Raw genomic sequence first — 22,974 nt, 5'->3', positions numbered from 1 at the left:
TTGTCGAGGCGGCAACCGCGACCCTTATAACCAGTCAGATTTCGCTCTCGTCAAACGTGCCGTGCGAAGTCATAGAAGAATGAATTGAGCAGGAGTTGAAATTCCCATGGATGCCGACGACCACAAGGTGGAATCCGTCCTCAAGGAGGACCGTCGGTTCATCGTTCCTTTGTATCAGCGGAAGTATCAATGGGCGGAACACCGTCTTCTACCGTTCTGGGAGGACGTGCAGGCCAAGGCAGCGGAGGTTCTTGCCGGTGAGAGCCGGTTCGAGCACTACATGGGCGCCCTTATCATCGCGCCCGTCGACATCGGTTCGCAGATCAGCAAGACGCCGGTGGTGCAGGTGGTCGACGGGCAGCAGCGCCTGACCACGTTTCAGCTTTTCCTTGTAGCCCTTCGAGAAGTCGCCCGGCGGCACGAGTTTGCCGACTTCATCGACCATGTGAATGGGTATCTCTTCAATAACACGAAGAGCAAGGACACCGATCCGCTTACTCGCTTCAAGCTGACCCCGACTCCTTCAGATCGGGCGCTCTTTCATGACCTGATGGACCTGGACTACGGGGCCGTCGTCTCGAAATATAGGATGCTGTTCTGGGGGACGACCGTTCCGAAGAATACCCAGTTTCCAGCGTTCCGTGCATACTTCCTCTTCACGAAATGGATTGAGGAGTTCCTGCTGAATGGTCCGAGCGACGCCGCTCCGCCCGAAGAGGATGAGAACGCCGAAGTGCAAGTCGGAGACGATCAGGATGATGCTGAACTCGCGTCGGACCGCCTCGAGGCTTTGCTGAACGCCGTTCTGGACCGGCTGAAGCTCGTCGTCATCAGTTTGGGCGAGAACGACGATGCGCAAGTGATCTTCGAGACGCTCAACTCGAAGGGCGAGCCGCTGCTGGCGATGGATCTGGTGCGCAACAACATTTTTCACCGTGCGGAGAAGCAGGGTGCGCAAGTTGAGGACCTTTACCGGAAGCTGTGGGATCCGCTCGATGACGCGTGGTGGCGTGAGCCGGCTCCCAACGCTAGGCCCACTAGGCCTCGGATCGACCACTTCCTCGCCCACACGCTTGCGGCGGAGACGGGCGGCAAGATCTCGATGCGCGAGCTCTACGCGGAATATCGTACCTTCGCGGTCCCCAAGGGGCGGCCGCGTTTCGACGACGTCGAAGACGAACTGAGACTTCTGGAACACTACGCACCGCTCTACGAGACGCTTGAGGGGCGTAGGTCGGAGGATACTGATCTCCTCTGGTTCGGACGCAAGATGGCCGCTTGGCAGACGACGACGGTCTATCCTGTCGCCATGCAGTTGGGTGCTGACGGGGTGACGAAGCAGACCCGCGAAGTGGTTACCCGGCTGCTCTATTCGTATATCGTAAGACGCGCTCTCTGCGATCTCACGACGAAGAATCTCAACAACGTCTTCCAGGGGCTGGCGACCCGCTTCCATGAGGAGGGTGCCACGCTTGAGACCTTCAGGCGTTTTTTCGAGGGGCGCGATGGTGCAAGCATCCGGTTTCCCGGGGATCGCGAGCTTCGGTCGGGAATCGTGTCGAAGAATGCCTATTCGATCTCGCCGCAGCCCAGGCTTGTCGATATTTTATGGGAACTAGAGAAAGCATCTCGATCAAACTTTGCGGAGAAGCCCGAACGACCGGCGGGGCTGTGGGTCGAGCATGTTCTCCCGCAGACGTGGACCGAGGAATGGCCTTTCCCGGAAGATGGATATTTTGCTCCCTATAGCGGCTTCCCCGAAGCGATCGCCCGGGAAGCTGCGGCCAACTCGCTGGGGAACCTCACGCTGATCACCGGCGGCTTGAACATATCCGCCGGCAATCGCAGCTTCACCGAAAAGCGCGCGAAATTCGCCGAGCACACAGGTCTGTTCCTGAACAAGTGGTTCGTTGGCCGCACAGATTGGGCGGAGGCACAGATCGAGGAGCGTAGCGAGCACCTTGCATCGCTTGCCGTTGAGATCTGGCCAGCCCTCGACGCAGTCTGACGAGTCAAGGTAATCAGCCTTCTTTTGTGCGGAATTCGGGGACTGGCTAAGGCTGTCGAATTGTAAGCATCCGGTGAGAACCGCGGATCAGGCGGCTTTGCGTTGATCGTCTTTTGCGCGCCAGTTCCAGGGCAGCAGTTCGTGGAGACGGTTCTGTGGGATGTCTGCGATCTGCGTGAGAACATCGGCGAGCCAGGCCTGGGGATCGATGTCGTTGAGCTTCGCCGTGCCAATGAGGCTCAGCATGAAGGCGGTGCGCTGGCCACCACGATCTGAACCAGCGAAGAGCCACGATTTTCTTCCAAGGGCTATGCCTCTGAGCGCGCGTTCCGCCGCGTTGTTCGAGAGGCAGATGCGGCCGTCATCGAGGAACGCGGTGAAGGCGGGCCATGCCTTGAGCATGTAATCCATGGCCTCGGCCACATCGCTGTTCTTCGATAGCTTTGACCGGTTGTCGCGCATCCATTCTTCCAGATCGGCAACCAGCGGTGCGCTGAGTTCCTGCCGAAGGGCGAGGCGCTCCTGTGCCGGCTTGCCGTTGATAGCGCGCTCAATGTCGAAGATCACATCGATGCGGCGGACCGCCTCCACTGCCAACGGCGAGATGACGGCCTTTTTGCGGCGCTTCTTGAGTTGCGCAGCGACATCGGCCAGCTCGAAGAAATAGCGGCGCGCGTGACTCCAGCAAAGGGCGCGGGTCAGCGGCGCCGGCAGGCGGTCGCCATGGAACAGGGCATTATAGCCGGCATAGGCATCAGCCTGAAGAATGCCTCTCCAACCGCGCAGATGGCCCACAGGATGCTCGCCCCGCCGGTCGCGGGAATAATGGAAGATCGCTGCGAGCGGTGCCGGTCCGCCAAAAGGTCGATCATCCCGAACATAGGTCCAGATCCGGCCCGTATCGGTCTTGGTCTTGGCCAGCACTGGCACTGTCGTATCATCGCCATGCAGCCGCTCTGCGGCCAGGACATGCGCCTCGATCAACAAATAGAGCGGCATCAGCGCAGCGGTGCAGGTGCCGACCTGATCGGCCAGGGTCGAAAGGCTCAGTTCCACGCCCTCACGGGCATAGCGATCGCGCTGGCGGTTGAGCGGTTGATGCGCGCCGAACTTCTCGAACAACAGCATCGCCAGGAAGCTGGGGCCAAATAGCCCGCGGGGCGTCACATGGAACGGCGCTGGCGGTTGGGTGATCTTCTCACAATCCCGGCAGGAGAACTTCTCCCGCACAGTCTGGATCACCTTCCACTGGCGCGGCACGACCTCAAGTGTCTCGGTGATATCCTCACCCAGCTTGCACAGCCGATCCGAGCCGCAGCAGGGGCAGGCCTCGGGCGCAGCGATGACAACGCGCTCGCGTGGCAGATGTTCGGGCAAGGGCTTGCGCGCGGGCCGCTTGCGCTCGAACGGCGCGACATTGGTCTTCGCTGCCGCCAACGCGGCCAACGCCTCGTCTTCGCTGGCAGCGGTCTCGCACTCCTCGAACGTCAGCTCCATCTGGTCGAGCAGATGGCGCGTGCGTTCGGATCGCTGACCAAAAAGGGTGCGGCGCATCTTCTCGTTTTGCAGTTGGAGAAGGGCGTTGCGGGCTTCCAGGTCCGCGTTGATCGCCTTTATGCGGGCGACTTCAGCGGCGACAGCCTGGGCTGCGGCAAGCTGCGCGCGAAGGCTCTGGATCTCTGCTTGCGCCGCGTCACCCATGCCCAAAGGCATAGCAGAAAAGCACCGGAATCTCTAGCTTTTTAGCCTCCCGACATCGATTATCCGGCTAGTGTCGGCCGCCAGGTTGCTTGCGGATTACGCCAGTCGATCGCCTCCAGCATGCAAGCCAACTGGGAGGCAGAGATGGCAATTACCCCGTTTACAGCCGATGGCCAGATATACTTCCCGCGCTCCAGGCGCTTGGCATAGAGCGACATGCCAATGCCATCATGCCACAGGATCTTGCACAGGTCGCCACGGCGCCCTCGGAAGACATAAAGATCACCGGCATGGGGATCCCGCCTGAAGCTCTGCTGTATCTGCAGGGCCAGGGATCGCATGCCCTTCCTCATATCGGTATGCCCGGTCGCGATCCATATCCGGACGCCGGAGGGAACTGGGATCACGGCTTGACCGACCGCAGCACTGCCGACACCAACCCAGGTGATGCGCCAGCGGGGATGCGTACGATCGCCCGCTCGAACTCCACGATGATCGCCGATCCGATCACCGGCACTGGATCGGGCTGCACCTGCACCTCGGCAAAGCCCTGCGCTGCCTGACCCATCTGTCGCCGCCATCTGTAGATCTGGTTCGGTCGTAGATCAGCACGGCGGGCAATCTCCGCCACGTTCGCCCCGGGCGCCGAAACAGCCGCGACCAACTCACGCTTCTGCTGGTCGGTCCATACCCGCCGCCGCTCCGGGCCTGAAATTACCGTGATCTGACTCATCGCACCGTCCCTAGTACCGGTGCAAACACCAGCGCTTGCACCGGTGCCATCTCGAAATATCAGCCGATCACCGCAAGGCGGCCCTCACCGGAGCGATACGTCGAATTTCTGTCGGATCGATCTTCAAGCGGTTGTGGTTCGCGCGCACACGCGATCACACGTGCGTTTCCAAGAAGTGTGCTGACGTCTCATCGACCGCGTCATTGGGCGCCGTGGCCGCGGAGCGGGTAGGCGGTGAAGTGACGCTACGCTGGCTTACAAGGTCGGCCGCGCGGAGTGGCCCATGACGCCGTGAGCGCGCGTTCGACGTCGCTACGAGCGAAGACAGCGCTCACTTCTTCCCACCGCTGCTCATCGCGACCCAACAAATCAGCGCTATATCGCTGCTCAAATGGATCGAAGCGCTTCCTGGGCACGGTGTATTCGCGCAACCGACGTTCGAGGTTCTCCAGGTCGTCGATCCAATCGGCATCGATCGTCTCCGGCATCGTTCCAAAGATGTCGCTCGACACCCGCAGGCGGTCTGACAAGACCTTGTAGACCTGTTCGTCGATCGTGCCAGCGTAAGTCAGGTTCGCCATGTCGACCCGTTCCCTCGTCTGACCGAACCTTTTGATACGGCCGATGCGCTGTTCGAGCCGGGATGGATTCCAAGGCAGATCGACGTTGATCAGCGTTCCCAAAGTCTGCAAATTCAGCCCTTCGCATGCTGCGTCAGTCGCAACGACCAGCTTCACCTCTCGGTGAGCAACTAGCTTCTTTATCTGCGCACGTTCCACGGATGTAGCCACACCGCCCACAAGCAAGCGTGACTTTCCAGACCCGGCGTAGAGCGCGATTACCTGTTCAGGATATGTGGAGCTCAGTGCGCCTGCTATCCATGCTGCGGTATCGTAATACTGGCTGAAAATGATCGATCCCATTTCGCGCCATGAACTTTTGGCAGAGCGATGATCGTCGAGGTAATACCGGACTGCCTTCAGCTTCGGATCGTCTCCACCGTCAAGAGCGTCGATGATCGTTCGGAGGTGGGTGCGTTCATCCTGTCTGGCGTCGAAAACATTCTGGTCGAGTTCTTCCTGAACCTCGTCGTCCAACTCCCCGTCGCCCAGCAGAGCGCGGGCGGTGGCAATCGCTGACGCTTGGCTCGAGCAGAGTCGCTGGAGGAGCAGCGTGCGCATGAACCCTGCGGGCTTATCTCGTTTGGCATATGCCTTCGTGAAAGCACCGACCGCCTTATATGCCGTATCAAATGCGTCTGAAGTATAAAGGCTCAACCCATCGAACAGATGGGTGGGCGGAGGTGAATCCGGATTGGGATGAACGTCGACCGGCAGGACGGGTATGAGGTTCAGTCGTTCCAGATCCCGTCGTTTCCTCAGGACGACGTGCCGAAGGAGTGGATTGTCGCGTTGAAAGTATCCGATACCGCCAGGGGTGGCCGTCAGTTCGATCTCGGCCTTAGCTTCAATGACGGGATTGCCCATATCGGAGGCGAACTTCATCGTCGTCCACTCATTGGGCTTCAGGTTCAATGTGTCCCTAATATCAGCCAGAAGATCATCATCGCCGACCGGAGGCAACGGGTTGGTCAATAACTGCCAACCTTCCCGGAGATCTGCGACCTTCTTCTCGCCCTTGAGGTAGGGCAGCACATTGCTCGGATTGTTCCATGGGGAGAATGCTGTTCCCAGCACAAAGCCGGCGTCTTGATTGAGCGCCTGCAGAAGGTCCCAGAGATCGTCTTCGCTCGTCTGGATAGGGGTCGCCGTCGACAGAAGAAGGTGACGCGAGCGGGTTGCTACCTTGCCGATGAACTTCAGAAGATTGTTCGGGATGCGAGATGATGACCCGATTGGCTCAGATCCGCGAGCCTTATGCGCCTCGTCTAGGATGACCATACCAAATTTCTGACGGAGCAGGTGCTCTGCTTCGCTGCCAGATCGAGGCTCCCCATGTCGGTCCATTCCATGAACGATAAGGCCAGTGGAGACGATCCCGATTGCATATGGGCACCGGCAGACGTCTTGGGCGCCAGCCCCTTTGATGGAACGGCCGGCGGGATCAATCCAACATTTTCGTGTGCTGTGCCAACGCGCGACGGGTATGGCGAGACGGTCAAGAAGCTCAATCTGCCACTGCTCGGTCAGCGTCGACGGCACAAGTATTAGAACCGGCCCGTCGTTGAGAAGCACAGACAAGAGTGCCGAAGCCGCAAGTGACAATGTCTTGCCTACGCCTACTTCGTCCGCCAGCAACACTCTGGCTTTGCCGTAGGTCGCGCGGTGTGAGAGAAACTGCGTGACGAACGCACGCTGCCAGGGTTGAAGGGATTCTCCATCCCGATATATCGGGGTCTCGATCAAGGCTGCGGGAGCGACCGCAGCCGGTGTATCGGCGAACTCGATCAGTTCGACTTCGCGGCGACCGGCCAGCCTACCAACTTCACGGATGATAGCCTCCGGTAAGGGCTTCCCGACCTGCCAGAGTTCATCAAATTCTGCTTGGACCCAGGCAACACCTTCTGGAGAGCTGTCCTCCCACACCAATTCATAGTTATGGGCCCAGGCTGCCTTGGTTTCGTTGATTGATCCCATGAACGCGACGGAACCGGCGGACCCCGTAACGACGCCAGCCTTGCCATGGAGGAACGGGGCGATGGTGCGTGGCACGACACGGACTTCAACTTTCCCGGAGCTGAGCAGTTGGTGCAGCTTGGCATAGCGCCCCCGGTGCAGTGCCGCGTCAACGATTATGTCGTCCTCCACGAACCTTTGAAACAGCTTCGCGTCCCGCACTTTCTGCGCTGCCTCGACATCTTCAAGGTCGAGGTCGGCATTCGCGACGATGCGAATTTTTCCGATGCTTTCGATTTCCTCGCCCACGAGTTCGAAGATCGACGACCTGAAATAGCCTGCGATCCGGTCATAGGTTGCGGCGCCTCTAAGGCGATCCGCCAGATAGGCGTGGGACAGCCGACCATGTCGCGACGAAAAGCGGGACAGCCCGCCACTTTCGGCGAATTTCGTTACGCTGGAAGTGGTGGGCTTCTGATCCATGATTACAGTCGTTCGTTTCGCAGGAGGTTAGACAAGACTGCGGCATTGCGCCCTTCTTCCTGATCGCGACCGCGTTGTCTGGACACATATTCCGCGATCTCGACGATGTCCTGCCGTCGCTTGAAATATTCGGGGACGATATCTCGAAGCTGGAGCAGCACCACCTCGGGTTCAAGTTCGCGCTGCAACGCTTCGATCGCGAATAGAACAGCGCGAACGAGACCGGTTCCGAATTCCGGAATGTCGAAACCAGTCCGTGATCCGAAGTCTATGGCGTTTTTCAGTCGCGCCTCATTCGGCCGACTGCTTGCCATGAACGCCCCGTGATCGCCAACGCGAAATGCGCGAGCGAAATTCTGGTAGTTGTCCAGTTTCGTAAGTCCGTTGGATTCGAGGCTCAACATCTTGAGGTAGAACCGTTCAGGACCGGAAAGCTGCTGCCACAGCCGGGCAGTAAGTCCATCCGGAACCATGTGTTCATTTGCCACGGACACGGCATAATCGATCATGCGATCGACGAAGCCAACCTCATTCTTGCGGCGTGGACGCAGGGCTTCGGCTGTCATGTCCTTACCGTCGATGCTTGTGTAGCCGGTCAGGACGCGAAGTGCCGCAGCGTAGCCAGCCATCTGAAGATCGGCGTCCTCGAACAGGTTTTCGATGCGTCCAGCCCCCTTGAGAGACTGGTTCAAGCCGAACAGCGTGTCGATCTGATGTGCGACTTCCGCGCGGACGTCCTGAACGATCTCGTCTTCGTAACCGGATACGTTGCCGTTCCGCTTGCGGAGCACCAGAATCACCGTTCCCTGCACGAGGCCGACGCCGCGCTTACCAGGAGCGTTGCTTCCGGTCTCCGTGGCGATATACCACGCGGCGCTCACCTGAAGGCCGGCGCCCCAGAAGATGAGGGCGAGGTCAGCCCACACCGATCCGGACTGGTGTGTGAACATGACGATCTGCATGCCATTGTCGGGCATCAGTTTTGTCAGATTGCCATAGGTCTCCACCATCTTCCGACGGAAATCCTCACCTTCGCCTTGGATCGCGAGTGGGCGACGGGAATCCCACGTCCACGTATCAAACGGCGCCGGGGGATTTTTGCGAAGCCAGGAAATGAAGAACTCGGTAAGTTCATGGTAGACGACCGCGTCGCCGTATGGCGGATCCGTGACCCAGATGTCCCGCGGTTCACTGACCCGATTGCCAGGAACGGTTTCGACACGACGCGGCCCGTTGAGTTGCTGGGACCGCGCAGGGCCGGCGACAAGCGAACGAAAGCCGATGCTCCCACGGACCGCGAAATTGAAGAGCGTGTTCAACGCCTGATTGTCGAACGTTCCAACCACGCCGCCCAAACCGCCGCCTTGGCTAGGCTTCCACCTGTTCAGTCGGGAATTATTGTCGAGGGCTCGCGGCATGAAGAAATAGAGCCGAGCTGCATCATCGCTTGCTCTGATCGCGGCATGGAGCTTCGATAGAACGAGAATTTGGCGAGGGTTGAACAAGTGAAGCCAATCAGACCATCCTCGCGTGCGGATCGGATCATCGGTTTTGAGCCCAGGCTCGATCGGCATGTCAGGAACCAGTCCGTCAGCACGCCAACCTGCCAAGTTGGCTTCCACCGTGGACTGCACGAGGTCTTCGCGTTCCATATCCTCGGCGCACGGGGCGGCATAATAGACCGTCTGCCGCGCAGCTTCCAAGGTATCTCGCGTCGCCCACTGGATGCAGTAAAGGCGTTCCCCAAAAATGTCGTCGGCGCGTGGGACAATTTCGTCAGAGTTCCATCGCCTGAGCAGATTGCCCTTGATGTCGCCATCACGCCGGTCACCGCGGCTGCGGGAGATTGAGAACCGATGAGTCTCGCCATCTAGCTGGTAGGTGACATAGTCACCGTCGACCGTTCCCGTCTCTGCCGCCTTCATTTCCGCATCAGTGGCGTTCGTGACGATTTCGATGTCCATTCGGCGATCGCTGTGGTTCGCAACAAGGCGTCCCACGGTTCGCATCTTCGGGCTGATGGTCCAATTCGGCGCCAGAGGAATGAGATAGCCTGTTTCCGGACAGCGAATCTCGACGCAATAGAGGAGCGCCTTAATGCGATCGCCTCTGCTATTGGTCTCGTAACGAACCATCTCCGTCTCGACCTGGCGTGCGATACCCGCCAGCCGTTGAACGACCTTTTCCAGTTCATCAGGAGCCGAACCGGCCAGCTCAAATGAAGACCATGTCAGCAACGCGGCGATCGGATTCTGATCCGAAGCAAAGCTGTCACACCCTGTCCGAAGTGCTTCGTAGGGAATCTGGCCAGACCCAGAGAAGGCGTCGCCAATCTTCGGGAGTCGACCGAAGCGCATGACACCCAGTTGCTCGACGAGCTGAGGAATCGATTGTGCAGACGTGCCAAGGTGGCTGTTCACCATCTGCCACGTCACCTCGTCACCGGCGTAGCCTGCGGCTTCAAGATACTCCGGGCGGTCGGTATCGTCGACCTTCTGTTCATAGGGAACGTGCGCAAGAATGGTTTCCGCGACATCGCGCCAGCCGTCTTCCCGCAGCGACGTTGCCCACACTAGGTTGCGCCCGATTTCGTCGATCGCCTCCATGTCCAACGAGGAGATAGGTTCGACGATCATGGGCCTGCCCACGCGACGCTCGAAATATTGCGCCAGCACGTCGGGCGTGAACACGCCATGCGTGATTGCGAGACGAGCGTATTCACTTGCTGACCGTCCGCCGCCCCGAAGAACGAAGCCGTGGTCATCCATCATCATGAGGCGTTCGAAGACGGCGAGATCAGCCTGCGCGTCTTCGGTCGCCGGCAGAAGGGCGCCCAGGATGCATGCACGATTGAGGATTAGGGGTTTCCGGCCCTTCCAGTATCCGCCAAGGCCGGTCAACGTCTGGCTGGATACCGACTTTCGTTCCGCCTCCGACTCTTTCGAGATCTTCTGGGCAGGCCATACGCGCTCGATGAAGGATGGCGTGGCCACCATCGAGAACGGCACGATAGTGCTTTCGGTGGGATTCGTGAGCGTGGTCATAATATTCATAGCCTGTCCAGCAGCGTCGACCGGCTCGAGTCCGGCAACGTGGATCCTTCAGTAAGTCCGTATTGGATGGCCTTTCGCCATCCGCGGTCGTAGTCGGCAGCCTTCCCGGAATTGTGCGCGGCCATCGCATACAGCCACCACCGTTCTTCGGGGCGGAGACCGGTCCAAGCGTTGATCGCTGCGGGGATTTTGTCCTCGTCGCACCGCTCGATCGCCCATAGGAGGACGCACATTTCACGGCCCAGAAGACGATGGACGCGATTCCTTCCGGCTTCCCATCGGCCCGGCTTGAACTTACGGCTCTTCAGCCGTTCGTTGAAAGCATTGCGTAAAGGCGTTGCCACTTGCCGCCAGCGACGAGCGTCGATGCGACAACGAATGACCTGATCGACATGAACATTCTCATCGCTGTCGAACTTAGGCCCTGAGATGCCATAGTCTTCTGTGACCGTGATCAGTTCACGCGCCGAAGCGCTGATGTCCACGATGAAGTGCTGCGGATCGATCTCATTTTCCGGGATGCCGAATCCAGCCTTGGGTCTGCTTGCCATAAACTTTTCCTTTGAAGCTCATCCCACAAGGGATCGCCGCCTCAACCCTGTTCTATTTCCGTGGTCGCGAGCGTCTCGCCGACCGCTGCCATCAGATCGTCCAGATCTGCGGCACGATCGACATCGGCGCTTTTCCACGAGACGGTGACGTCGGCGTTCTCGTCGCCAAGTTCCGTGCGCGCATATTTTGCCAGACGCTCGATCGCTTCGGCGGTGACCTCGACCTCGGCGCCGAAATTCGTGGTGACATTGCGGCCACCGGAACCGACAGTGACTAGGACGCCGCGGAAACGAGCCCTCGCTTCCTTGGCTTTCGAGATCGCGGCATAGACGAGATCTGTAGTCGAGACCTGGACTAGCTTCTTGGCACGGGCCGGACGGTCGCGGTCGATCTTGGCACCGTCGCCTTCGCGACGAGGAATCTTGAATTCCTTCGTCGTGCTGATGCCGGCGTTCTCGGCATAGGCGTAGATGACGACATCCTTGTCACCGTCCAGGCGGATCGGACCGCCATAGACCTTGCCTTCCCGTGCAAGGGTCGCATCAGTGTTCCAACGGATCTGGCCATCTGGAACTACTGACAGCGCCACCTCATACCCTGTTCCCATCGGTCGGGGATCGTGGGTGAGGTTCAACTTGTTCGTCCATGCGAAGACGTCACCAGTTTCATGGTCTCCTTGCGGATCAACGGCGAGGAAATACAGGCGCATTTCGCTGGTTTCGAGTTTGAAGCCTTCAAGCCGTTCGGACTGGGTGGAAACGTCCGGAGAGGTCGACCAATAGATCCGACCCTTACCGGCGTTCTTCGCGACGAGGTTCAGTGTCGCCGTACCAGTCAACTCGTCATAGGCGCCTTCGGTGAGGCCGACGCTTGTCTTCTCCTTCGGAAACGGGCCTTTCTCAAGGCCGCCGGCGCCGTTGTCCTTCCACCGGTGGTAGGAGATCGCGAGGCGCTTGAGCTCCTCCAATCCAGTGCGTGGCAGCCAGATCCACCGAACGTTGCTGATCGCGCGGTCCTGGATATCACCCCAAGTGGTGGTGCGGCTATTCGCGGGCCAGAGCATGTCTTCAGCCCGAGCGGCGAGGGAGTCGAAATTTTCTTCGACATTGAGGATGAGCTTCTTGCTGCCTGTGGCAGTGAGGGCGGCTTCGACGGCGGCTTCACCGTCGTATCCAGCAGCACCGTCGCGGCGGAAGTTATCCAGTTTCAGGGTTGCGCCCAGCAACCGCTCGCCGGTCGAGTCCCGTCCAGGATACCAGATCTTGTTGAGGGTGGACGCGATCGTCTGATAAACATCCAGCTCCGCATCGCTGGCGCGATTCTCAAGGTCGGGTCGATTTGGGCTGCCGGCGCCTTCCTGATCCAACACCTTCGCGATCGCATATGAGATGCGGAGCTTCTCCTCGACCGATGCAAGATCGAGACCTTCGCCACTCACGATGGCAAAGTTGTTCTTGTCGTTAGTTGATTCGAACAGCTTGGCAGCCTTTTCAGGCGGAATTTTCGCGTCGGGTGACAGGACGATAAGGGCACGGTCGCCCCGTGTATTCACTTCCTCTACCATCGGCAGCGCAAGCACGCGCGTGTATGCCGTGCGCTTGCGTGTCGAGAAGATTTCCTCAAGACGGCTCGCTAGGTTTTGCTCGATTTTATGCGGCGGGGCGTTCCTGGCGAGATTTTCAATCTTCTTCGTCAGGTTTTCATTCTTGGAAAAATACCAGGCGCCGTTGTCCCGCTTGTGGAGATACCAACATTTCGAAGTGAGAGCTTCGACTGCCGCAACGAAATCATTCTCTTCGCGCAGAGGGGCAACGAGGAAGGAAAGCAGATCCGCAGGCTGCAGACCTTTCACGGCGTCGGAGGATTCCGCCAATGAGGACATCAGCAGCAATCGCGCCGTCTGACTGGCCGCGTCGTTGCCAGCATCGGCGTCGATCAGCTGCGCATGGGCGTCGCTTGATCCAGAATCGACGATATCTACGGTGATGGCGGCGTCGAGATCATAGATATTGTTGATCATGTCGCGGATGCCGCGATCACCGAGATCGATGTGCTGTGGACCGATCAGGTAGACGTCGTTCGTTTTTCTCTTCTGAACGGACTGGATCATCAGCGCGGCGATCATCATCAAGCCGCGCGTCTGCCGGAATCCCTCATTTTCCTTGAACGTCGCAACGACGGTTTTGAGGCTGGGGTGGAACGGGTATGTCGCTGCGACTTCGTCGGCGATCTTCTCGGCGGCACGCTCCACGGTTTTAGATTTCACCGCATCGGCGAGCACGCGTCCATACGCCTCGGCTACGCTCTCGACGACCACAGGCGCCGGCTCACGCGCCATCAGACGCTTCCGCAGGATGTGATAAATCTCATCGCTGCCGAGTTCGACCGGAGTGATCGGCTTCGCCTGTCGGCGCGCTTCGTTCGTGATCTGGGAGACGATGCGCGAAAGATCACCGCTCGACTTATACTGACCCACCAGCGTCGAAAGAACTATGCACAGTTTCGGCAGCTTGATAGCTGCCGACAACAGGTTGGAAAGCGCGGCGGAGGTGACGTCGCCAAGATTGCCCGACCCGACGGTGATTGTAACTGCCTTGTCCAGGTAAGGGGGAAGTTCGTCGATCAGGATCAGAACCGAGGCGTCACCGATTAGATTGATCCAATCGCTTTCATTCGGTGCGCGCGCACCATTGCTCCAGAAGCGAGAGAATTCGTCCCCCTTGCCGAGTTGCTGAGCGATCGTTCCCCAGAGGAAATGATCGTGATCGATGTTGCGGCCGGAGACCACCACCACTTTCGACTTTTCCGGCGTGAAGCCGTCAGTGATCCTGACGCCAGCTGCACCCGCTGCCTTGGGGTTCGCGGCCATATACCCAAGAGCCAGCATGGAGTGCGTCTTGCCGCCACCCATTGCCTGACGTAGTTCGAAGGCGGCTTGGTCGTTTCCACCCGAAAGGCGTTGCAGACCCTGACGGAGAAGCTGGGCCATGCCGTCGGTAATGTAAGTCTTGTCGAAGAAAGCCTCGGCTTCAGATTCGCTGTGGTTCACCAGGTCGCTGATGTCTTCGACGTGCTTGGAGAGAGCGTAGTTGACTGCGTCCTGCTTGAATTCGCAGGCGTCGTTGATGGTCTGCAGCATCAGGAGTTCCTGTCCGACTTGTTTTCTAAGGTGGAGATCAGGTGGGCGACGCTCTGTCCGCGCTTGCGCAGGATAGGGAGCAGCCTTGCTTCAAGGTCTTGAGGGCATCCGTGTCCGGTTGCCCAGTTTCTTATCGTGCGATCTGATACGTTCAGATCACGCGAAAGTGGAGTTTGCCACTGACGCCCGTAGAGCGCTTCACCAGCTATCCTGAGAATGTCAGCATTTTCCCCCATTTTCCGGGTTGTAGGAAGACACCCTCATTTCGGCAAGTGAACTATAAAAAGATTGAAATTACATACGTTCGTGTTGCGCTACGGCCATTTTTCACTCCGCGGGCGCGCGTCATCGAAAATCCCGCGTCCTAACCTTGATGCCCGCAGCCGGCTGGCCGGGTATGATCCCTGATCCCAGCCGCAGGTCCGGATCGAACATGTCGCGGGGCCTGTGGCCCATCGCCCGGTTGGCGGGATCACGAGGATCCGGCGCCATGGGGCTGCGCACGATGTCTGCGCGCGCCACCTGATATACGTCGGCGACCTCGCCGCGCCGGCCGACGTTGTCGAGCAGCGGCGACAGGTCTTCCAGGCGCTGGGCGATGACATGGATAACGTCGCCTTCCTTCTGAACCTGGCCGCGCAGACCCATCATGCGCGCGCCGAGCACGATACGGCGGCTCGCCTCGAACAGCTTCGGCCAGACGATGAGGTTGGCGACGTCCGTCTCGTCCTCCAACGTGATGAACATGGTGCCCTTGGCCGATCCGGGCTTCTGTCGGAGCAGGACGAGACCGGCGAGATTGATCCATCGGCCGTCCCGGATGTCCTTCAAGGCAGCGCAGGTCACCATCTTGCGGGCGGTCAGCTCTTCCCGCAGGAAGGAAAGCGGATGGGCGCGCAGCGACAGGCCGACCGACCGATAATCCTCGACCACTTCTTCACCGTCGGCCATCTGGGCCAGCACCACCTCCGGCTCGATCGCCTCCGGCCGCAGCTTGCCCGCGCGCTCGTCGGCGGCGGCGAACAGCGGCAGAGCCTCGGTTCCCAGACCCTTCACCTCCCAAAGGCCGGCGCGTCGCGACAGCTTGAGCGAGCCGAACCCGCGCGCGTGGCCGATCCTGTCGAGCGCACGCCCGCTGACGCCGGCACGGCGCTGGATTTCCTCGACGCTGGTGTAGGGTTCGTCACCGCGGGCGAGCACGATGGCCGCACCATCCTGGTTGCTGAGTTCCCGGGCGTATCGCAACCCGATGCGCAGGGCCATCCATCGCCCATCGGTTGGCTCGAGCGTGCAGTCCCAACGGCTGTGGTTCACGTCGATGGGCCGGACCTCGATGCCGTGGTCTCGGGCGTCTCGCACGATCTGGGCGGGAGCGTAGAAGCCCATCGGCTGAGCGTTGAGGAGGGCGCACGCGAAGACATCGGGGTGATGGCACTTCATCCAAGACGAGGCGTAGGCGATCAGGGCGAACGACGCGGCATGGGATTCCGGGAAGCCGTACGAGCCGAATCCCTCAATTTGCTTGAAGGTCTGCTCAGCGAAATCGCGTTCGTATCCGCGCCCGATCATGCCGTCGATCAGCTTGTCCCGGAAATGAGAGACGCCACCGGTGAGTTTGAAGGTGGCCATGGCGCGGCGGAGCAGGTCGGCTTCGCTCGCGGTGAAGCCGGCACATTCAATCGCGACGCGCATCGCTTGTTCCTGAAATAACGGCACGCCCAGCGTCTTCTCCAGAACGCGCCGCAGTTCCTCAGTCGGATAGGTGACGGGTTCGATCCCCGCGCGCCGCCGCCTATACGGATGGACCATGTCCCCTTGGATCGGGCCGGGCCGCACGATCGCCACCTGGATCACCAGATCGTAGAACCGGGTCGGCTTGTGCAGAGGCAGCGACGCCATCTGCGCCCGGCTTTCGATCTGGAAGACGCCGAGCGTGTCCGCCTTCTGAATCATCCGGAAGGTGGCGGGATCGTCGTGCGGGATGGACGCCAGGTCCATGGCGATGCCCTTGTCATCTTCCAGCAGCGCGAAGGCACGGCGCATACAGCCGAGCATGCCGAGACCGAGGACGTCGACCTTCATAAAGCCCAAGGCGTCGATATCGTCCTTATCCCATTCGATGATCTGCCGGTTGGCCATGGCCGCCGGCTCGATAGGCACCAGTTCGTCCAGCCGGCCCAGGGTCAGCACGAACCCTCCGGGGTGCTGCGATGTGTGGCGCGGCGTGTTGATCAACTGCTTCGCCAGTTCAAGCGTCAGCGCGAGGCGGCGGTCGGCGGTGTCGAGGTTCAGTTCCTCGGCGTGCCTGGCCTCCACGCCCTCACGGCTCCAGCCCCAGACCTGACCGGCGAGCCCGGCCACCACATCCTCGGTCAGGCCGAGCGCCTTGCCGACCTCGCGCACGGCACCGCGCGCCCGAAAGCGGGTGATGACGGCCGTCAGTGCGGAACGCTCACGCCCATAGGTCTCATAGATCCACTGGATCACCTCTTCCCGGCGCTCGTGTTCAAAATCCACGTCGATATCGGGTGGCTCACGCCGCTCGGCCGACACGAAGCGCTCGAACAGCAATTCGGATTTCACCGGGTCGATGGAGGTGATGCCCAGCACGAAGCACACCGCGCTGTTCGCGGCGCTCCCACGCCCTTGGCAGAGGATGTCCTTCGACCGGGCGAAGGCGACGATGGAGTGGACAGTCAGGAAATAGGGCGCGTAGGCGAGGTCGCCGATGAGCTTGAGTTCATGCTCCAGCTGCTGATGGACATTGTTGGGCACACCATTGGGATATCGGCTGGGTGCCTTTTCCCAAGTTAGCCGTTCCAGCTCCTGCTGCGGAGTCAGTCCACTTTCGCCAATCTCGTCGGGATATGTGTAGGTGAGCTGGCCGAGATCAAAGGTGCAGCGCTGGGCGATATCCACGCTCCGTCGCAGCGGCGAGACGTCGCCTAGATAACGGCGGAAGAGCCGCTCCATCTCCTCTCCGCTCTTCATATGCCGGTCGGCAAACCTCTCACGCCGCCGTCCCAGCGTGTCGACCGTGCATTTTTCCCTGATGCAGCTCACCACGTCCTGAAGCATCCGCCGATCGGGAGAATGATATAGCACATCGCCCGTTGCGACAGTGGGCACCTTGGCCTGCGCCGCCATCGCAGCGAGGTCGCGAAGCCGGATGGCGTCCTTGGGGCGTCGCCGGATGGTCAGCGCCATGTAGGCCCGGTCGCCGAAGATTGCGTTCATCCGATCGAGCGCCTCCTCGGTCGCGGCGTCGGCACGATCGGGGACGAGGATGCCGATGATGCCATCGGCCCAGTCCGCCACGTCGGACCAGTGGAGATGGCAGGCGCCTTTGCCGGCGTTGCCCTTGCCGATGCTGAGCAGGCGGCAGAGCCGCGAATAGGCCTCGCGGTCCGTCGGATAGACGAGCAGCGACGTGCCGCAGACCAGATCGAGCCGGCAGCCGATGATGGCGCGAACGCCCGTGACCTTCTGCGCGTCCCAGGCTCGCACCGCGCCGCCGAAGCTGTTGCGATCGGTCACGCCCAGCGCCGGCAGGCCGAGCACGGCTGCCGCGGAAAACAGCTCCTCCGGACTGGATGCGCCGCGTAGAAAGGAGAAATGCGTGGTCGTCTGCAGCTCGACGTATCGCGCCCCATGGAGGGGATCGTCTTCGATCATGGGGTGACGCAACAGTGAAACATAGGCTCAGGAACTCGGAAAAATGTTCCCTCTATGTTCCCACATGGCCGGCTTGGGAGTCAATCAGTCGAACAGCGAGCGAACCATTCCGCATAGGGTGTGTTGCGCGCCATATGGCGGTTGTAGTCGGGGGCACCGTCGTGCCACCAGACCGGGCCGCGCTCGCCAAGCTCGCGCTTCACGCGATCGACGATAGCCCGCGATGCCAGCACGGCGACACCGTCGCCATCCCGTTTGGCTGATCCGATCGCCCTGCGTGCGTCCATCAATTCCTTCACCAGGTCTTCGCGCTTGCCATGGGGGAGTGTGGGATCGGACTTTCGCCATAGGCGGCCCCGCACGACGAAGTAGCGGCCGTCTGGCGTAGCAGGATGGTGATCGTCGGCCATGCGGATCAGCGCAGCTGGCTGTCCTTGCTGCCGCGACGGTTGAAGAGGGAGACGGATGCCTTGGTGTCGCGGCCGGATTGGCAGGGGACGCAGGTTCGAGCGCCGGGCAACGCCTTGCGCCTTGCTGCTGGAATCTCCTCGCCGCATTCCTCGCAGTGGGTGAGCCCTTCCCCGGCGCTCATTCTGACTCGAGCGATTTCCACGGCGTCGTTCACCGTGTCGTCGATCTGATCCTGCACCGCGCCGTCGCGCGTCCATCCTCCGGCCATGGTCCTAACTCTGCTCTGCCTTTTGAGGATGAACACCTGGTCGCGCCATCGTTTCCACGATCAACGGTTCGCCCACTTCTCCAGCCGGCCCTGATAATCCTTGCGTGCCCGGTCACGGGCAGCCTCCAGCTTCGACACGTGCTTGGCGTTATCGGCCCGCAGAGTGCGGCGTTCAGCATCGAGTGCACGCTTCCGCGCGTCGATGTCGGCGAGCTTCTCCTTCAGATCGGCGGTCGCCTGATCTACTGCCTGCTCGGCGGCTTCGAGCTTGGCACGGCTAGGTCGTGGGATTTTCTTCTTTGGCTTCGGCGGTGCGGGGGCAGGTTTTGAATCCGCCTTTTCCGCCTCCCGCACCGTCTTGCGCTTCTTGCTGGTCCGGTCTGCCGGGCGCGTCGGCTCCTTGGTCTCGAAATGATCGGCCGCGGTGCCCCGGCTGACCTTGATGACGACGCCCGGCTTCTCGAGCGGTGCCTCCATCAGCTTCGGATCTGTGACCTTCTCGGCGATGCCACGTGCGAACAGGTCGGCGTCGGAAACCCACGCTTGCAGCGCAGCCTTTTGGCTTGGCGCCGCGACATAGGCGTCATGAAACCCGATGGGGGTGCAGAAGACCTTCAATTTCGCCATGCGCGAATAACCGGCGTCTGGTCACACTCGTTCCTGACCCGCCGATTGATGCAGATTGTCTGGCATGCTCCGTCTGTCTCATCCACCAACTATCCACCGCCACCGGTGGAACCGCCATCGGCGTCCGGACTTGGACGAAAAGGCGCCGGATCGGCGCAATCGCTCCATGGAAGGACACGACATGACGCTCGACGGCAAGAACATCGCCATCCTCATCGCGCCGCGCGGGACCGAGGAGCCCGAATTCGTCCAGCCAAAAGAGGCGGTTGAACAGGCTGGCGGGAAGGTCACCGTCATCGGCCTCGAGGCGGGCGAGGCAAAGACCAACAACGGCGATCTCGATCCCGGAGGCAGCTACAAGGTCGACAAGACGGTGGCGGACGTCAGCGCAGACGACTTTGACGGTCTGATAATTCCCGGTGGCACGGTCGGAGCCGACAAGCTCCGCGCCGATGATGACGTCGTGGAATTCGTCAGCGCCTTCTTCCAGCAGAAGAAGCCGGTCGGTGCGATCTGCCATGGTCCGTGGCTGCTGGTGGAAGCGGACGTGGTCGGCGATCGCGAGCTGACTTCGTATCCGACGCTGCAGACTGACATCGAGAACGCCGGCGGCAACTGGACGGATCAGGAGGTGGTGGTTGACGAGGGTCTCGTCACCAGCCGCAATCCGGACGATCTGCCGGCCTTTTGTTCCAAGCTCGTCGAGGAATTCGCAGAGGGCCGGCACGCCGACGCGTAGGCCCAAGCCTTATGCGAACGCGCCGTGGATGAACCAACGCATGGATCCGGTGGCGGGGTTCTCGCCATCGCCGAGCCGGAACAGCCAGTAGCGGCCGCCGCGTTCGGTCTCGACCTGGAAATAGTCGCGAACGGTGAGCGGGGTGTCGGCTTCATTGCCACCCTCGCGCCACCACTCGCCAAGCAAGCGTTCCGGGCCATCGGCCTGAGTGATACGATAGCGACGCCCGCGCCAGACGAACATCGCCGGTGGGCTGTCGGGCAGCGCCGCCATCACGTCGACCGGCTCTGGTGGCTCGATCGTCCGCGCCGGCCGGGGCAGATCGTCTGCCCAGGCGATGGCGGCCGACGCCGACATGGCGGAGGTCAAGCCGACCTCCCGTTCGGGCATAGCGCTCTCGCGCGGAACGGCTCGGTATAGGGCGCGAGTACCGAAGCGATTGGCCAGCGTATCGACGATGGATGGCAGGTCGGGGCCGCGTCGGTCGCTGTCCAGTGTCGTGCCGATCTGCGCTGCCCCCATCGGTTGGATAAGGCTGGCCACCAATGACATGGCCTCAATGCCGAGGCCGGGGTCCACAGTGTCGATCTTCTGCGAAAGCAGCTTCGCCATGTGCCGGACATCACGCGTGGGCTTGGCCATCCCGACGCGCACGGCCGGGCGGTGACCATCAACCCGCTCGAAATGGAGGTCCAGCCGTCGCGCTCCGATGCTGCTCTTCGTCATGGCGGCGGCGATGTCGGCGGACAGGTCGCCTATCACTTGGGCGATGGCCTCCGCCGTGCCAATCGGCTCGAGCAGCCCGCGACGGACGCGGGGCATGTCTACGGAGAAGATGGGATCGATGGGCTCGGGGATCTGACCCATCGCCTGGTCCAACCGTTTGTAGAGCTGGCGGCCGAAGCGCTTGGCCAGTGGAGCGCGCGGCGCGGCGATCAACTGCTCTATCCGCTCGAACCCCATGCGGCGGAGCTCGTCGGCAACGCCCGGTTCGATCCGGAGCGCAGAGATCGGCAGGATCGACATCGCCCTGCGGACGTTTCCGCGTTCGACAATCCCAGGGCGACCGGACGGCACGAAACGGGCTACCGCGTGGGCGCATCCCGCAGTGTCCGCGACCGCGGCCTGGCAGGCCATGCCGGAACCGGCGACTCGGCGCATGATGTCCTTGAGCAGCGGAACCTCGCCGTCGAAGAGATGGGCGCAGCCGGTGATGTCCAGCCAGAGGCCGTCGGGCGGATCGGGCGCGACGACGGGCGAATATCGCTTGCCCGCCCACAAGGCGAGGCGGCGTAGACCCTCCAGATCGCCATCAGGATCCGCATCCACCACATCTATGTCGGGGGCCAGCGACCGGGCGCGTGTCACTGTCATGCCGGGCAGGATGCCGAGTCGGCGCGCTTCGACGCACACGGCTGCAATGACGCGGCGACCATGGTCGGGAAGTGCTGTGACTAGAGGGAGCGGCGCGCCGTCAGGCGGCCTGCCGGCCTTCCGCCTGACGCGATCCGTGGGCCACGTCGAGAGGAAGACCGATACGACCCGTCTCATCGCAGGCCTCCACCGTCCAGAGTTGGGGATCGCCGCCACGGGCGCGTTCGAGTTCGAGCCGCCAGCGAGGGCGGCCGAGGCTGGGGATACTCAACTTCTCGCTGGGCGCCGCCGTCACGCGCCACCGCGTCAGCGCGGCCGTGCCATCGCCTACCTGCTCGATCGGCGAAGCCCGCCGGAAGACGAAGGCCGGCACGCCGGATTGCTCGGCAGCCAGCTGCAGGCGGCGGGACGCAGTGAGCGTTGTCTTCTTGAGTTCACCGACCACGCCGCCGAGGCCTGCATGGCGCAGGCACTCTTCCATGGCGATGAGTACGTTCGTGTCGCTGCCCGCCTCGACATAGATGACGCGATCAGGGTTGAGTCCGGCGAGGTGGAGTGCTGGAGCGAAGAGGTCGCGCCAGCGAAGGCACCAGAAGACCGGCCCCTCGCTTCGCGCGAGAATGCCGGCGAGGAACACAGTCGCGGCCGCGTCGTCGGCCAGCTCCGGACTGCCCGCGACCTCGTGCAGCGCACCGGTCGATATTCCCCCCGCCGGCAGGTGGCGATCGATGGCGTCGATGCCGAACGGCAGGGCTGCGTGCCGCGCGCACGCGCCCTCGATCAGCGCGATGCGCTGACGGAGATCTGCAAGGACGGTGGGCTGGTGCATGGGATTCGGGAAACACAGTTGGTTGGATTCGTTCCCTGTTTGTTCATGCTGAAGTGGGCTTGGAGTCAACGCAATTTTGTTCTTGCATTGTTCCATGGTAGGACGAGAGCGATTCGGAGACTTAGGAGCCTTGGATGTCTCGCTTGCACACGGTCATGGCCAGTCCGGCTGAGATCGCGGCTCATTTCGGCATCGATCCGGTGCGCGATGTCCACATTCCGGACGAGACGGTCGAGGGACTGCCCGGTCTCATTATTTTTGAGAAGGGCAGCCGCCGCATCCTGAAGTCTGTCACCTGGGGGTTCCCACGCGTGACAAGGGAGATGCGCGAGCGTGGCGAGGATCCGGGGCGAGTCGGAATGGTGGCGGACCTGACGAATCCGATGTGGGAGAGGATCGTCGTCGAGCCGCGCTACCGCTGCCTGATCGTCCTGACGCACTTCGCCAACCCTGATGGCAACGAGGGCGGCAAGACCCGGACGTGATTCTCACTTAGGAACGAGCCGATCATGGCCTGGGCAGGCTTCTGTCGGAACCTGCCGGATGAGGGCCCCGTCTATGCAGGGATGACGATGGAGGCGAACGAGGTGATCCCGCCGACCAACGACCGCATGCCCGTCCTGCTGGACCGTCACGAATATGATGACTGGCTGCAAGGCGGGATACAGGACGTCATCCGGTTCCAGTTCCGTCCGCCGATCCCGGGCAGTCGCATGGTGGTGCAGCGCACGAAGGATCTGTGGCGGAGCGGATCGCCGCCGCCGGACGGAGGGCGGCAGATGGCCATTATATGATTAAGCGCTTGG

Annotated in this window: 16 protein-coding genes and 1 pseudogene; 4 read left to right on the top strand and 13 right to left on the bottom strand. The window is 61.2% G+C overall.

Annotated features, from left to right (window positions below; genetic code table 11):
- Positions 1 to 106: 106 nt before the first annotated feature.
- Positions 107 to 2,008, top strand: coding sequence for a DUF262 domain-containing protein (locus F4U95_RS05130; RefSeq protein WP_150424842.1), 1,902 nt, complete (start codon positions 107 to 109; stop codon positions 2,006 to 2,008).
- Between the two features lie 87 nt (positions 2,009 to 2,095).
- On the opposite strand, the gene tnpC is transcribed toward F4U95_RS05130, so the two are convergent.
- From tnpC to F4U95_RS05070, 11 genes are all read right to left on the bottom strand, one after another.
- Entirely contained in the window at positions 2,096 to 3,709 is a 1,614-nt protein-coding gene (gene tnpC / locus F4U95_RS05125; RefSeq protein ID WP_150424841.1) for an IS66 family transposase, read from the bottom strand.
- A 59-nt stretch (positions 3,710 to 3,768) separates the two neighbouring features.
- A complete protein-coding gene (tnpB, locus tag F4U95_RS05120) occupies positions 3,769 to 4,116 on the bottom strand; it encodes an IS66 family insertion sequence element accessory protein TnpB (protein ID WP_150424840.1) in 348 nt (115 codons plus the stop codon).
- Positions 4,113 to 4,442 carry a transposase gene (locus F4U95_RS05115; RefSeq protein ID WP_120250715.1) on the bottom strand — a complete coding sequence of 110 codons (330 nt, stop codon included), beginning with the start codon at positions 4,440 to 4,442 and terminating at the stop codon, positions 4,113 to 4,115. Before F4U95_RS05115 ends, tnpB begins: the two co-directional genes overlap by 4 nt.
- A 245-nt stretch (positions 4,443 to 4,687) precedes the next feature.
- Positions 4,688 to 7,501 (bottom strand): phospholipase D-like domain-containing anti-phage protein, encoded by a 2,814-nt coding sequence (locus tag F4U95_RS05110; protein WP_150424839.1) that lies wholly within the window; start codon positions 7,499 to 7,501, stop codon positions 4,688 to 4,690.
- Between the two features lie 2 nt (positions 7,502 to 7,503).
- A complete protein-coding gene (locus F4U95_RS05105; protein WP_211363945.1) occupies positions 7,504 to 10,545 on the bottom strand; it encodes an anti-phage-associated DUF1156 domain-containing protein in 3,042 nt (1,013 codons plus the stop codon).
- A gap of 5 nt (positions 10,546 to 10,550) precedes the next feature.
- Positions 10,551 to 11,105, bottom strand: coding sequence for a DUF3780 domain-containing protein (locus F4U95_RS05100; RefSeq protein WP_150424837.1), 555 nt, complete (start codon positions 11,103 to 11,105; stop codon positions 10,551 to 10,553).
- Between the two features lie 41 nt (positions 11,106 to 11,146).
- Positions 11,147 to 14,245 carry an anti-phage-associated DUF499 domain-containing protein gene (locus F4U95_RS05095; protein ID WP_150424836.1) on the bottom strand — a complete coding sequence of 1,033 codons (3,099 nt, stop codon included), beginning with the start codon at positions 14,243 to 14,245 and terminating at the stop codon, positions 11,147 to 11,149.
- A 345-nt stretch (positions 14,246 to 14,590) separates the two neighbouring features.
- Entirely contained in the window at positions 14,591 to 17,920 is a 3,330-nt protein-coding gene (locus F4U95_RS05085; RefSeq protein WP_150424834.1) for an error-prone DNA polymerase, read from the bottom strand.
- A gap of 80 nt (positions 17,921 to 18,000) precedes the next feature.
- Positions 18,001 to 18,330 (bottom strand): hypothetical protein, encoded by a 330-nt coding sequence (locus F4U95_RS05080; RefSeq protein WP_150424833.1) that lies wholly within the window; start codon positions 18,328 to 18,330, stop codon positions 18,001 to 18,003.
- Positions 18,331 to 18,335: 5 nt separating this feature from the next.
- Positions 18,336 to 18,599: a DksA/TraR family C4-type zinc finger protein gene (locus F4U95_RS05075; protein WP_150424832.1), complete on the bottom strand. Its 264-nt coding sequence runs from the start codon at positions 18,597 to 18,599 to the stop codon at positions 18,336 to 18,338.
- A 60-nt stretch (positions 18,600 to 18,659) separates the two neighbouring features.
- Positions 18,660 to 19,226 (bottom strand): hypothetical protein, encoded by a 567-nt coding sequence (locus F4U95_RS05070; protein WP_150424831.1) that lies wholly within the window; start codon positions 19,224 to 19,226, stop codon positions 18,660 to 18,662.
- Positions 19,227 to 19,407: 181 nt separating this feature from the next.
- On the opposite strand from F4U95_RS05070, the gene F4U95_RS05065 reads away from it, so the two are divergent.
- Positions 19,408 to 19,965, top strand: a complete 558-nt coding sequence (locus F4U95_RS05065) for a type 1 glutamine amidotransferase domain-containing protein (protein WP_150424830.1) — start codon at positions 19,408 to 19,410, stop codon at positions 19,963 to 19,965.
- A gap of 9 nt (positions 19,966 to 19,974) precedes the next feature.
- Here the strand turns inward: F4U95_RS05065 and F4U95_RS05060 are convergent, their stop codons facing one another.
- A complete protein-coding gene (locus tag F4U95_RS05060; protein ID WP_150424829.1) occupies positions 19,975 to 21,516 on the bottom strand; it encodes a DUF6504 family protein in 1,542 nt (513 codons plus the stop codon).
- A complete protein-coding gene (locus F4U95_RS05055) occupies positions 21,440 to 22,168 on the bottom strand; it encodes an ImuA family protein (protein ID WP_150424828.1) in 729 nt (242 codons plus the stop codon). Before F4U95_RS05055 ends, F4U95_RS05060 begins: the two co-directional genes overlap by 77 nt.
- Before the next feature lie 155 nt (positions 22,169 to 22,323).
- Here F4U95_RS05055 and F4U95_RS25060 point away from each other — a divergent pair, with 155 nt between their 5' ends.
- Positions 22,324 to 22,653: a hypothetical protein gene (locus tag F4U95_RS25060; RefSeq protein ID WP_246171498.1), complete on the top strand. Its 330-nt coding sequence runs from the start codon at positions 22,324 to 22,326 to the stop codon at positions 22,651 to 22,653.
- An 18-nt stretch (positions 22,654 to 22,671) separates the two neighbouring features.
- Positions 22,672 to 22,962 (top strand): annotated as a pseudogene (locus F4U95_RS25055) (SOS response-associated peptidase family protein); the annotation flags it as partial.
- Positions 22,963 to 22,974 lie beyond the last annotated feature (12 nt).

The organism is Sphingobium limneticum (assembly GCF_008710165.1).
In the GTDB taxonomy this organism is placed as follows: Bacteria; Pseudomonadota; Alphaproteobacteria; order Sphingomonadales; family Sphingomonadaceae; genus Sphingobium; species Sphingobium limneticum.
The sequence above is the reverse complement of the archived record's forward strand: the minus strand, read 5'-3'. Positions and strand labels throughout refer to the sequence as shown.